Genomic DNA, 13,528 nt, shown 5'->3' with positions numbered 1-13,528 from the left:
TGTGCACGCAGTGCTTCAGGTCGGCCGGACGAATTCCAAACGCCACCGGTGCTCGGCGATCCAGTCCTCGCCAGGCCAGGTCCACGGGGCACGTTTCGCCATGACGCGTGGGCCATATCGTTCCCCACCGCCGCACGACGTCGTAGCCGGGGCCCGGCATAGCGAAATCGCCTTCGCTGGGCGAGCCGGTGCCGCGAAACGGCCGCCGATCGCGTCCGGCCGTTCCTGGAGCTTCTTGAAGTGATACTTGATCACGTGAGCGACTTGGCCGAGGCCGGCGGGCCGCGGCAACCGTGCGTACACACCGCCCAGGAGAAAGCAGAACCGACGTGCCCGATTCCAGCCCGGTCGAGCTGATGTCCCTCACGGACGGGGAGCAGGTCGTCTCGGTGCGCATCGTCGAGAGGATGAGCTTCTCCGGCACCGACCGGTACGACACCCTCCGCGCCGAGATCGTGGTCGACACCGGATTCGTCAGTGGCCGTGTCGAGCTGTATCTCAACGCGTACGACCTCGACCGCTGGGCCGAGGTACTGGAGTCTGTCGCGGCCGGAGGAAAGGGCACCTGGCTGGAGAGCGGACGCTCCCCGCGGATCATGATCGACCCCACGGACGAGAACGAGAGCGGGTGCACGGAGGTGAGCGTCTACGACGTCACCGGCTCACAGGTCGTCGTCACCGTGCCCCTCATGGACCGGCCCGACTGGGACGCACACCGTCAGATGCTCGCGGTGGTCAGAAGCCGCTTCCAACTGGAGCGGTGAGAAGGCAGGGGCTCAAGGGCCGCCTTCCGCGAGGCCGATGACGGCCCCGCCCGCTCAGGATTCCGTTCCCGGGGCCTCCTCGAAGAGGCCGTACGCCTCCAGGCGCGTGCCCGCGCCGCCCAGTAACGTACCGTCGTGGGGCTCGAAGGCGATCGGTACCTCGCTGTCGGTCTCGGCGATGAACGGCATCTCCACGGTGTCCCGGACGAAGGTGTGCAGGAACGCGGTGAAGCCCCCGTCGAAGAACGCGAGGTCCGACCCGCGGCCCGGGCGGCCCGCGACGGTCCAGCGATCGGGGGCGTCCTCGGACGTGACCCAGTACAAGCCGTCACCTCCCGTGGTGAAACCCCAGGGCAGCCAGCCGCCCGGATCCGGGAACAACGGCACACGAGGCGCCGCACCGGTGAGCCGGGCGCGCACTCGGGCACCCTCGTGCGCCGCGGCAAGGTGCGCGGCCAGCTCCGTGTTGCTGTTCTCGACGCCGGGCACGCACACGATCAGATAGTCGTCGAAGCCGCCGGGGCCGAACCAGTACACGTACTCCTTGTAGTCCGCCGGCAGTCCCGTACCCACAGCCGCCTCGGCACGGTCCCAGTCCACCCGGTAGCCACGGGGGGCGGTCAGCCCGGCGTCACGGGCCAGGTGCTCGATACTCACGGTGTGCCTCCAGTGGCGGGCGGATCAGTCGAAAGCCGGGCAGCACCAGCGACACGAAGCCACGCGCTCCCGGCACCCCGGCAGCGCACTCCAGACACGGGCACACCATGGCAGACTGACGAATCACCGAAGCTCCGTTGGCTGACGACGAGTTGGTAGCTCACCGACACCAACGGAGCTTCGGCATGTCCGGACACGGCCCACTTGACCAGCAAAAACACATGATCAACTAACTTTGTAACAGCCCTGCGTGATGCGCACCGCCGTGGCCGCGACGAGGAGCGCCACCACGGCCATGAACCACCGCTACCGCCGCGCCGCCGGCGACACCTTCGCATGGGCCCGCAAAGCCTCCAGGAACTGATCGGCCGTCGTCACATGCCGTATCTCGACACGCCTCTCGCCGACCTGCTGCGCTTGCGTCATCTCACACCACTCGCACTTCCGCATCGCTGCCGAGAAACGGCTCCGGCAGCCCCCACGGGGGCACCTCGCCCGAGATCAGCCCCGTCAGGAGGGACAGCAGGCCGTCCTCGTGCTCCCACCAGTCGTCGTTCCTGGTGCTCACCACCACCGGCCAGGCGTCGGGGTCGGGGTCGCCCGTGCGCCAGTAGAACAGGTCGCCCGAGCTGGTCTCCGCGCAGTGCAGCAGCCCTCCCGGCTGAGGGTAGGGCACGTATCCGTGGGACATGTCGTCCTCGGCCAGTTCCTCCAGCACGCCCAGCGCCCGCAGCTTGCCCGCCGCGGACTGCGCCTCCTGTCCCGGCCTGGGCGCGCCCACGACCAGGAAGCCGCCGACGGTGAAGGTCGGGTACGCCTCGCTCAGCTCCTTGTAGTCGCTCGGCAGGTCGGTGCCCAGCACCCGGGCGAACTCCTGCCAGTCGATGGTCCTGCCCTGGGAGGGACGCCGGGCCCTCAGCCCCGGCAGGACTCGCTCCAGATCACTCAGGCGCCTCAACACGAATTGCCCTTCCTCTGCAGGTTCGCAACGGGGGTGTTGAAGAGTACCCCCTTCTTCGTGACGGCCGTCATATGAATGGCGTCCGGCATCTTCGTCGAATCGTTCGGATATGTCAGCTGACCCGAATAGAGCACCGGATTTCCTGCCTGCAGCTGCTTTGCGATCTTGTTCTCACATCGCTTCATTCCGCTGGTGTTCATCAGCCGATAGCCGGTGAACAGGTTCTCCGACCGCCATTCGCCGCCGAATCGGTCCGCGACGATATGCGTCCGGTTGTAGATGTAGAGGCCGTCGGCATCGACGGGATTCGGATCCGGGAAACCGGCGACATACGGGTCCCCGCTGTCGTCCCGGCCCTGGTTCGGCTTCTTCAGGTCCTGCGGGCAGATGAGCGCGATCGCGCCCTGCGGACGGCCGTCGACCAACGGCTCGTAGTAGAACCGCTCCTCCTTGGACCGCGAGCAAGGATCCCCCGCGCCGCTGCTGTTGCCGGCGGAAGGGCTCGGCTGCGGTGAAGGTGCACTGCTCGGGTTGGAGTCCACGTCACCGTCGGGGAACAGCTTGAAGTAGCCGCGCAGCTGCTCCTCGGTGAGGTTGAGGTCCTTCTGGGCGCGGGTGAAGGCGTCGTCCACGTACCGCTGGTGCTCGGCGTCCGTGTCCGTGCTGCCTGTCGGCCTGGCCTGGACCACGCGCAGGACGGCCTTGATCATCTGGGCCCACGGCGGCGGCGGGGGCGGCGGGGGCGGACCCGGGGGACGGGGAGCCTGCGGGCGGCCGGGGCTGCGGTAGGGGGTGTAGCCGGGGGAGCTCGGGTGATCCGCCACCGGGGTACGGGCGTTCCTCCGGGCGGCCGCCCCCTGGGCCGCCGCCTGGGCGGCAATGGCGCTCGCGGTGGACGACATCGAGTTGCCGAAGATGTTGGTGTACGAGGGCGTCGCCGAGCTGCTGGAGTGCGACCACGGCCACGAGAAGGACGGCCACGTGATGTGCACCGGGTGCTGCCGGTAGTACTCGGAGATGGACGACCCCACGTACCCGGCCAGCAGGCTGACCACGATCGCCTCGCCGACGCACAGGTCCTCAAGGCAGTGCCCGCTCGGGTCCGTGTTCAGCAGCGGACTGCCGGCCCCGTACGCGTAACGGTTGGCCTGACCGGACGGCGCCGGGTTCAGGGTCCAGGAGTCGCGGGAGGAGAAGCCGCCGGTGGACGGGTCGTACCAGCGGGCGTGCATGTCCACCTGCCCGGAGTCCGGGTCGGTGTACTCGCCCTGGTAGCCCAGGGTGCCCGTCCCGTCCGCCGTGCGGGCGGTGACCTGGCCGAACGGCGAGTACGCGGAGGAGCCCGAGAGTTCACCGGTGGCCGGTGCGAAGCGGCCGGTCACATCACCGTGCTGGTCGGAGAGGACCGCCGAGGCGTTGCCGCCGTCCGGGTCCGCGGTGGCCAGCGCGTCCCCTGCGGGATCCCGGACGACCAGCGAGCCGCCGCCGCTGACCAGGTTGTTCGACTGGTCGGCGTAGGCGAAGGTGTCGTCCCCACGGCCCACCACGCGGCCGAGGCCGTCGTAGGTGTAGGTGGTGTCGTCGCTGGTGATCATGCGCCCCAGCGCGTCGAACGCCGCCGTGTGCGTGACGCCGCCCTCGGTGCTGCCGGTGCGGGTGCCGCGCGGTGAGTAGCTGTACGAGGTGTCCCCCGCGGTCAGCAGCCGGTTCCGGGCGTCGTACGTGGCCGTGACCGTGCCGGCCTTGGTGCGGTTGCCGGCGGCGTCCCAGCCGTACGGCGTCTTCGCGCCGTCGGCCGCGGTCCACTCGGTGAGCCGGCCCGCCCAGTCGTAGGCGTAGTCCTGCTCGCCGTCGCCCGCCGTGCCGCTGGTGGTCTCCGAGACCAGGCGGGACGCCTCGTCGTAGCCGTATCCGGTGGCCGCGGTCGTCGCGCCGCCGGGGGCCTTGAGCGTGTCGGAGGTCAGCCGGTCCAGGGCGTCGTAGGAGAAGGACCGCTTGGCACCCGACGCGCCGTAGCCGACCGAGGTCAGCCGGGAGGCGTTGTCGTAGCCGTAGGTCAGGGTCGTCGCGGTCAGCGGATCGGCCGCCGAGGCGAGGCGGCCCGCCGTGTCGTAGCCGAAGACCGCGTGGCCCGCGGCGTCGGTGCGCCCGGTGAGGTGGCCCTCCTCGTCGTAGGACAGGGTGGCCGTGCCCGAGGGGCCGGACGTAGTGAGCAGGTTGCCCCGGTCGTCGTAGGTGTAGCGGTCGGTCCCGCCCGGGGCGCTCACCGAGGTGAGGTTCCCGGCCGCGTCGTAGCCGTAGCGGTCGGCGACGGTCGCCGCCTCGGCGCCGGACCCTGTGACCTCGGTGACGCGGCCCAGCGCGTCGAAGGCGCGCTTCTGCGTCACGCCGCCCGGCTGGCGCTCCTCGGCGGGCCGGCCCGCCGCGTCGTACACCGTGGTCCAGGTGCGGTCGGCCTCGGCCGGGTCGGCCGTGGTGGACGGCTCGACAATCGACTCCGGCTGTCCGTGGCTGGTGAAGGTGGTCCAGGTGGTGTTGCCCCGGCCGTCGGTCAGCCGGGTCCGCCGGCCAGCGGCGTCGTAGCCGAAGGTGGTGGTGATGGACGTGTCGGCGTCGACGGGCTCGACCAGCTCGGTGAGCCGCCCCAGCGCGTCGTAGCTCTGCCGGACGGTGTGGTGCAGGGCGTCCGTGACGGTGACGGGGTTGCCGTCGGCGTCGTACGTCGAGCTGCGAGTGCTCAGCACCTTGCCCGTGGCGTCCTCGTCGGAGGCGGAGACGGCGCGCCCGGCCAGGTCGAATCCGGCGCGGGTGGTCCGGCCCTGCGGGGTGGTGGTCGAGGTGGTGAGCCCCGTCGGCCCGTAGGTGTGGAGCGTCTTCTTCCCGGCGGTGTCGGTCTGTGAGACCGGCTCGCCGGCCGCGTTGTACTCGCTGCCCTCGGTGAGCCCGGTGGGGCTCTTCGTGGCGACCAGGTTGCCGGCGTCGTCGTACGTCAGCGTGGTGGTGAAGGCGCCCGGAGCGGGTGTGCGCTCCAGCCGGGTCGAGGTGATCTGCCGCCCGAGGTCGTCGTAGGTGGCCTCGGAGCGGGCGCCGGTGGGCCCGGTGACCGACAGCTGCTCACCCAGGAGGTCGTTCGTCATCGTGGTGACGGGCCGGTCGGCGCCCTCGGTGGGGGCGGGCCGGGTCACCCCGGCGAGGTTGCCGAGCTGGTCGTAGGTGTAGGTGGTGACCCCGCCCAGCTCGTCCGTCTCGGTGACCGGCCGCCCCGCGGAGTCGTAGGTGCGGGAGGTGCGGGTGACGAGCGGGGAGCCGCCCGGCGGGGTGTAACCGGGCAGGGTGGTGGCGGTCTCCCGGCCGAGTCCGTCGTACGTGGTGTGCGTGACGTTCCCGTCGGGGTCCTGCTGGTCGGTCGGGTCGCCGAAGGCGTTGTAGCCGGTGCGGGTGACCGGGCGGACGGTGCTCGCGCCGCCGTCGCGGGTCTCCGCGGTGACCGGGGGCGCCTTCGCCTCGGTCTGGCGGCCGAGCGCGTCGTAGCCGTAGTCGGTGGTGTACGCGGCGGCGTCCGCACCGGGTGCGTTGCCCCGCGCCGAGGTCTCGGACAGCACCAGGCCGCGGTCGTCCACGGTCCGGGTGGTGACCAGGTCCTCGTCGCCGTTCTCCACCGTCAGGCGGGTGGCCTCGCCGGTGATGTCGCGCTCGTAGGTGACCTTCTCGGCACGGCTGCCGCCCGCTCCGGTGTGCGTCTCGGTGAGGACGGCGCCGGACGCGTCGAAGGTGTAGGCGGTGCGCCGCGCCAGGCCGGCCGGGTCGAGGACCTCGGCGGTGGTGCGGCCGGCCGCGTCCACCTCGTAGGCGGTGGTGACGGTGCCGTTGCCGGTGGTCTCGGAGGTGAGGTTGCCCGCGGCGTCGTACTTCTTCTCGCTCAGGACGAGGTCCCGGGTGGTGCCGTCCGGGTCGTGGAACCCGGTCAGGATCTGCCGGGCCTCCAGCCCGTCGTCGTAGTAGGTGGTGCGGGTGGTGCGGCCCATGGCGTCCGTGTGCTCGGCGAGCCGGCCCGCCGGGTCGTACGCGTAGGAGTCGATGACCTTGTCGACGGGGTCGGACGGATTGTTCGGGTCGCCCTTCCAGTCCTTCAGGGTCACCTCGGCGACCGCGCCGAGCGCGGTGTAGGCGTACGCGTAGCTCTGGCCGTCGGCCGTGGTGCCGGCGACGCGGTGGCCGAACACGTCGTAGGTGCTGGTCCCGGTCGCCCCGGACGGGTCGGTCTCCGACTTCTGCCGCCCGTGCGTGTCGTAGCCGCGCTCGGTGGTGCGGGCCGGGTCGCCGCCCACGGTGTCGGAGACCGACTCCGTGAGCACGTTGCCGTCGGCGTCGTAGGTGTACGTGGTCCTCGCCCGGTGCTGTTCGCCGGTGACCGCGTTGGTGACGGCGGGGTCGGTCACCGTGACCGGCCGGGATTCACCGTCGTAGACGGTCGTCGTGGTGACGCCGTCGGGCTGGGCGTCGGAGACCGCCGTCTGGGCGGTCTCGCGGCCGAGCCCGTCGTAGGCGTACCGGGAGACCGCGCCCGCCGGGTCGGTCACCTCCGCCAGGTCACCCGCCGCCGTGTACGCCCGCTCGGTCACCCCGCCCCGGGCGTCCGTCGTGTCGGCGAGCAGGCCTGCCGGGACCTTGCCGCCGCCCACCGCGCTCTCGGTGCCGTCGGTGAAGGTGGAGGACTCGGTGCGGCCGGAGGGGAAGTCCGGGGTGGCCGGGGTGGTGGTGGAGACGCGGTCGCCGTGGGCGTCGTAGCCGTACGCCGTCTTGTACGTGTCGTCGGACGCGCTCGCCGAGCGGGCGTCGCGGACGGCGGTGAGCTGGTCGTTGCGGGGGTCGAGCGGGTCGGAGGCGTTCAGGTAGTAGGCGTAGTACGAGGTGTGGCAGGTGGCCTCGTCGGCGGCGTCGCGGCAGGTGGTCTGGGAGACCTTGTTGCCGCGTTCGTCGTTGCCGAAGCGGGTGACGGTGCCGTCGGGGCCGGTGGTGGCGGCCAGGAAGCCGCCGGTGTCGTAGGCGAAGGTGCCGGTGTGGTCCGCCGTGTCCTTCTGGCTGATGAGCCGGTTGCCCTGGAGCGGGTCGTAGGTGTACGCGGACGTGCGCTTCTCGGGGTCGGTGACCGTGACGGTGAGCGTGGTGGTGCCGGCGGTGGCGTCCTGGTCGTCGGTGGCGGGCTTGGCGTCGGTCCCGGTCGGCGCGAGGTCGGAGAGCTTGTAGTCGCCACCGTTCGCGTCGGTGTAGGAGGACACCCGGTCGTACACGGTGTCGTACGTGACCGCGGAGTGCACACGGCCGCTGGGCAGGGTCACCCCGGTGAGCTGCTGGGCAACCTGGGCGGCGGCGTGGTGCTGGGCGATGGTGCTCGCGCCGAGGGGGCGGCTGTAGACGGCCGCCTCGTCGATGTCGCCGGTGAGGTGGCCGATGGTGCCGGTGGTGGCGGCCCAGCCGTTCCAGTAGCCCGCACCGAGGTAGACGAAGCGCTGGTCGTACTGGGTGATGTCGCCGCTGAGACTGCCGGCCTTCTTGCCGTCGAGGTACAGCGTCTGGGTGTTGCCCGCGGCGGTCAGGGCCGCGTGGTGCCAGGTGCCGTCGTTGACGGTGGTGGCCGAGGTGATGGGGGCGGCCTTGCCGTTCCAGAACTCGCCGCGCAGCTTTCCGTCGGTGCCGACGTAGAGGGCGGGGGTGTTCTTGCCGGTGGTGGCCTCTTCGAGGGTGTGGTCCTGGTAACTGAGCAGGACACCGCTGCCGGTGGTGCGGAACCACAGTTCGGCGGTGAGGTACGGGGTGTCGGAGATCAGCTGGTCCGGCAGCTGCACGTAGGACGTGGTGCCGTTGAAGGTGGCGGCGGTGTCGGCACTGCCCTTGAGCGCACCGGCGGTGCCGAGCTGGACGTCCTGGTAGGTCGCGGCGTGCTCGTCGCGGTCGAGCGGGAGGTCGCTCGCGGCGTCGGTGGCGCCGTCCTTCTCGTCCAGGCGCCAGTAGGAGAACGGTCCGGCGTCGTGGACGACGGTGCGGTGGTGCGAGCCGTCGCCGTAGCTGTAGGCGGTGCAGTGCCCGGTGGTGTCCTCGGGGCCGCAGACCTGGGTCAGCCGGTCGCCGTCGTAGCTGTACGTCCAGGTCAGCGGGTTCGCGCCGGTCGCCGGGGCGTCGGTGGTGACCGTCTTGACGTGACCGCCGGACCAGGTGAGGTGCAGGGCACGGCCACCGGCCGCGGTGACGGTGGTCAGCTCGCCGGAGGTGTTGTACGCGAGGGTCTGGGCGCGGTCGCGGTAGTCGGTGACCTGGGTGAGGCGCCCGTCGCCGTCGAAGACGTACGAGGTCTGATCCTTGTCGGTCAGCGTCCAGCCGCCGCCGGTGACCGAGGTGAGGGTGGAGAAGCTGCCGTACGGGGGTGCGTAGCTGCCGTCGGGGTTCTTGCCGAAGCGGACCTGGCGGCCCGTGGGCAGGGTGGCGACGACGTTGCCGGTGCCGTCTCCGTCGGGTGTGATCCGCATGTCGTAGCGGGTGGTCCAGCCGGCTCCGAAGGCGTTGTCGGAGCGGGGGTCGCGGCTGTTGTAGGTGCGGGACACGGTCAGGCCGGGGCCGGTCGTGGCGACGGTCGCGTCGGTGTCGGTGGTCGTGTAGTTGCCGATGCCGGGGTCGACCTCGCGGCCGTCGCCGGCCGGCCCCTGGTCACCGAGGTGCGAGGTGATCGCGGGCTGCTCGACGGCGGTGGTGAAGGTGTAGAAGGGGCTGAGCGCGGTCGCCAGGCCGTTCTCGCGGGCCTTGACGCGCCAGAGGTACTGCTTGCCCCAGGTCAGCTTGGCCGCGGGGACGTTCCAGGTGCGCTTGGTCTGCCAGCCGGAGTTGACGCAGCCCGTGGGCTTGGCCGCGGTGCCCGAGCAGACCTCGAAGTAGTGGTCGATCGCGGCGCCGGCCGGGTAGTGGTCGACGGTCTCGGTGTCCATGAACAGGGTCGGGGTGAGGCTGCCGACCTGTCCGCCGGGGTGCGGGTAGACGTCGGTGACGCGGGGGCCGATGTCCTGGGAGGTGACGGTGACGGTGGCGACGGGGACGCTCTCGGTGGAGAACCACTTCTGGTCGCGCAGCCGCTGCACGTCGAAGTTGATCTTGTACTTCCCCGGGGGAAGCGGGGGTATGCGGGCGCTCAGGGTCGTGTCGTCGCCCGGGGTCAGGCGCTCGTTGAGGCGGGTGAACGCCTTCTGTTCCATGAGGGCGCCGGTGCTGAAGTTGCGCACCCGGGTGCCGAGGCGGACCTCGTTCCAGCCCTGCGGCTCCCAGGTGAAGTCGCCCGTGTTCTTGACGGTGACGTCCACCTCACCGCTTTGGCCGCCGGTCAGCGGGGCGGTCTGCGACCCGACGGTGTACTGCGCGCCGTAGGCGCTGTGCGTGACGCTGAGGTACGGCTTGTTCGCCGAGTTGGCGCTGCCGAAGCGCTTCCAGGGGCCGGAGCTGTCGAAGTCGGCCCAGATCGCCAGCCCGTTGTTGGTGATGGAGCCGTCCACCCAGCCCTGGACGAGGTCGACTCCCTTGTTGCCGAGGTCGATGGTCCGCCACTTGGAGCCGCCGCAGTTCTCGCCGTACGCGAACGAGTCGGAGGCGACCAGGTGGTCCAGGCTCGCCGGGCGGTTGTTCCAGGTGACCGTGGTGGAACTCCACGAGCCGGTGACCTGGTTGACCGTCATCTTCTGGGCGCTGCAGCTGGAGGACCAGACGTTGAACAGGCCCAGGTCCGCGTTGAGGATGTAGCGGTGCTTGAGCTTGCTGGTGACGTTGTTGAACCGCATGTAGCTGATGGCGCGGTTGGTGCCTCCGTCGTAGCTGCCGATCTTGAGCTCGTCGTCCCCGGCGAAGTTGCTGTCCGGCCAGGAGTCCTGGACGAAGGCGTCCCCGTTGCTGTCGATGTCGTCGACGCTCGGGTCGACCCTGACCGGGTACACACGCTGCGGCGCGTCGAGCCACGCGTCGTCCAGCTCGACCTTCAGCGACCAGCGGCCGTCCTTCTCGGTGAGGGCGTAGTCGACGTCGCCGGAGAGGGCGGGGCCGCCGGTCTCCGCGTCGTGCGACGAGTCCTCCATCCAGCCCTTGGGGATGACGGCCTGGGCGGCACCGTCGGCGTCCTTCAGGAGAACCGCGCCGTGCTCGTCCAGGGAGGGGGTGAGCCCGTCGAGATCGAGCGGGAACGTCCAGATGTGCGGGGCGTCGGCCGAGTCGAGGACGATGGTCTCCTTGACCGCGCCGTGCGTCGCCTGAAGGGTCACGTCCGCGCCCGGCCGGATGCCGGCGTAGTGCGCGGTGTCGCCGTGAACCTGCGCGGTGGTGTCCGACGCACCGTCGAGCCCGAAGCCGACCGCATGCTGCCCCTCGTCCAGCGTCAGCCGGGCCAGGGCCGGGTCGTCGCCCTGCGGGGCGAGGGTGAGTCCGGTGTCGTCGGAGGCGGCGGCCAGCCGGTCACTGTCCGTCTTCGCGGCCTCGGGAGCACCCTTGGCCTCGTTGGCCGGGACCAGCGAGGTGTCGATGTCCTGCCAGGTGCCGGAGGCGTCCTCGTAGTGCACGGGCTCGGTGTAGACGCGGGTGGTGCGGGTGCCGTCGGGGTTGCCGAACTCCTTGGAGGTGGACGTCCGTTCGGCGGGTATCTCGACGCTCTCGTCCGGGTCGTAGCCGGTCGTGCCGTCCTCTTCGGTGCTCTCGGTGCCCGGTTCGAGGGCGGTCTGCGCCGCCTCCGGCTCGACCGGTGCGAACCCGTTGCCGCCGTCGTGCAGCGGCAGGGCGCCGTCGCCCGCCTCCAGGTCCGCCGGGTCGAGGCCGTTGCGGCCGGTGGCGTCGGTGCGGTCGGCGCCGACCTCGTGGTCGCGGCCCGCCGCGGTCCCGGTGCGCTGCGTGGGCGCCTCGGTGTCGGACCAGGGCGCCGCGGCGTCGGCGGCGCGCGCGAACGGCGTCAGGGCGGGGGGCGGCAGCAGGGTCGCGCCCAGTGCCAGGAGCACGCTGCCCGCCGTCAGGGCGGCGACGCGCGAGGAGCGCCACGCGAAGGCGTGCCGGAAGACCGCGTGCGGACGGGGGCGGGGGCGGCTGGGCACGGAACTCCTTCAAACCGAAGACCGACCGCCCACCCGTGGGGAGCGATCGGCCGGAAGCAGGGAGCCGGGACCCGACGAAGATCACGAGACCTCGGCGGCGTACACGTTAAGTGATCAACGGACGCCCGAACCATGGCCATGACAACGGATTCATAACGACATGTCACCCCGAGTCCGTGTCACACGGAGTCTCCACGTCTCCTCCACAGGCTCAACTACCCATCCCTGCCTGCGACAAACGGTTTCGGCCAGCCTTGATTCACCGCCTCGCGCGGCCGTCCGACCGTGATCAAGTCGAGATGATCAACGGGATAACCTGCGACGTCGATCGCACGGACCGCACCGCGAACCACTGTTCCGCCTTCCGTGTGAGGCACTCATGGTGCAAGAACCGGCCATGGAGCGAACTCGGCATGCCCCGGAGACGAGTGAAGGACAGTCATGGCCGAAGAGAAGGCAACGAAGCGTCGGCCCAAGGCGTGGCATGCGGCCGTCGCCCTGCTCGCGTCCGTGGGTGTGGTGGCGACGGTGGCCCTCACGGCCGGCTCCGGCCATGCGGCCAAGCCCTATGACTTCAACGGCGACGGCAAGCCGGACCTCGTCGTCGGCCTGCCCGGAAACACCGTGTCCGGCCACGCGGGAGCCGGTTCGGTCATCATCGCCAACGGCACCTCCACCGGGCCCTCCCGCAGCGCGGTCCGCATCGACCAGGCGTCTCCGGGCGTGGGGGGCGACCCGGAGGACGACGACGCCTTCGGCCAGTCGGTGGCCAGCTGCGACTTCGACAACAACGGGTACGCCGACCTCGCGGTGGCCTCGCCGATGGAGGCGATCGGGGACGTCGAGGGGGCCGGGATGCTGAGCGTCCACTACGGCGGCTCCGGCGGGATCTACAACGCCACGACCGAGACCTTCAGCGAGGACACGGCGTCCTACCCGGGTGCCGTGGCCAAGGACGAGATCTTCACGTACACACTGGCCACGGGTGACGTCAACGGCGACGGCTACTGCGACCTCGCCATCGGCCAGCCCCTCGACAGCGCCGGTGGCGCGTCGAACGCCGGCACCATCAAGGTCATGTTCGGTACGTCCACCGGCCTGAACGCCAAGGACACCATCCAGATCGACCAGAACACGGCGAATGTGCCCGGCGGCCCCGAGAAGGAGGACCGCTTCGGCGAACAGCTCGCTGTGGCCGACGTCAACGGCGACGGCGTCGGAGATCTGATCTCCGCCACCATCGGCGAGCAGATAACCGGCAGCTCCGACCGGGGCTCGCTGCACATCCTGTACGGCCCCATCAAGAACGGGGCCCCGGCCGCCGGCGGCTACATCGACTCCGGCAACGTCGACGGCATCGGCGAGTTCGCGGGCAGCGCGCTGGCGGTGGGCCACTTCAACGACGACGCCTACGCGGATGTCGCCGTCGGCGTGTCCGACGAGCAGGTCGGCGGGAAGGGCGCGGCCGGACGGCTCGCGGTCTTCTACGGGAGCTCCCAGGGCCTGTCCGCCACCAGCCGCGTGAAGCTCTTCGACCAGGACTCCCCCGGCATCTCCGGCGCACCCGAGATGGAGGACTACTTCGCGTCCAGCCTCGCCTCGGGCGACTTCGACGGGGACGGGACGGACGACCTCGTCGTCGGCATGCGCAGCGAGGCGATCGGCTCCGCGACCGGCGCCGGCGCCTCCATGATCCTCTTCGGCAACGCGACCGGCGGTGTCACCACCAAGGGCGCGCTGTGGATCGACCAGGACACCGACAAGGTGCCCGGTGACCCGGCCGTCGGCGACCACTTCGGCTGGACGGTCGGGGCCCTGGACACCGACGGCAACGGCCGCGTCGAACCGCTGGTCGGTGCACCCGGAAACGCGGCCGGGACCGTCACCGTGCTCAAGGTCAAGCCCGGCACTCTGGAGTCGGCCACGGCCCTCGCGGAGGCCGACCTCGGTTTCTCGGCGGGCAGCGACGGCGACGCGTTCGGGGCGGCGCTGCCGCACTGACGCGCGCGTTATTCATTCGTACGCTCAGGGCCCCCGCC

5 protein-coding genes are annotated in these 13,528 nt (G+C 70.8%); 2 read left to right on the top strand and 3 right to left on the bottom strand.

Features of this window, described 5'->3' with window-relative positions; all coding sequences use genetic code 11:
• The first annotated feature begins 329 nt into the window (after positions 1–329).
• Entirely contained in the window at positions 330–764 is a 435-nt protein-coding gene (locus AMK18_RS10710; RefSeq protein ID WP_073862636.1) for a DUF5959 family protein, read from the top strand.
• Positions 765–818: 54 nt separating this feature from the next.
• Here the strand turns inward: AMK18_RS10710 and AMK18_RS10705 are convergent, their stop codons facing one another.
• From AMK18_RS10705 to AMK18_RS10695, 3 genes are all read right to left on the bottom strand, one after another.
• On the bottom strand, positions 819–1,421 hold the full coding sequence (locus AMK18_RS10705; RefSeq protein WP_073862635.1) for a hypothetical protein: 603 nt from the start codon (positions 1,419–1,421) through the stop codon (positions 819–821).
• Positions 1,422–1,848: 427 nt separating this feature from the next.
• The gene (locus tag AMK18_RS10700) at positions 1,849–2,382 is read right to left on the bottom strand and encodes a hypothetical protein (RefSeq protein ID WP_143202265.1); all 534 of its coding nucleotides are present in this window, start codon (positions 2,380–2,382) and stop codon (positions 1,849–1,851) included.
• Positions 2,376–11,489, bottom strand: a complete 9,114-nt coding sequence (locus AMK18_RS10695; RefSeq protein ID WP_073862634.1) for a DNRLRE domain-containing protein — start codon at positions 11,487–11,489, stop codon at positions 2,376–2,378. The genes AMK18_RS10700 and AMK18_RS10695 overlap by 7 nt, the downstream gene beginning before the upstream one ends.
• Positions 11,490–11,930: 441 nt before the next feature.
• Between AMK18_RS10695 and AMK18_RS10690 the strand changes: the two genes are divergently transcribed.
• Positions 11,931–13,490: an FG-GAP and VCBS repeat-containing protein gene (locus tag AMK18_RS10690; protein WP_073862633.1), complete on the top strand. Its 1,560-nt coding sequence runs from the start codon at positions 11,931–11,933 to the stop codon at positions 13,488–13,490.
• Positions 13,491–13,528: the final 38 nt, after the last annotated feature.

This window comes from Streptomyces sp. CB01249, assembly GCF_001905735.1.
Classification (GTDB): domain Bacteria; phylum Actinomycetota; class Actinomycetes; order Streptomycetales; family Streptomycetaceae; genus Streptomyces.
Note: the sequence above shows the minus strand (reverse complement) of the source record. Positions and strands in the feature narration are given on the sequence as shown.

What these genes read in the sequence shown, in the direction of transcription:
- AMK18_RS10690 (WP_073862633.1), top strand. Translation starts at nt 11,931, where the DNA reads ATGGCCGAAGAGAAGGCAACGAAGCGTCGGCCCAAGGCGTGGCATGCG.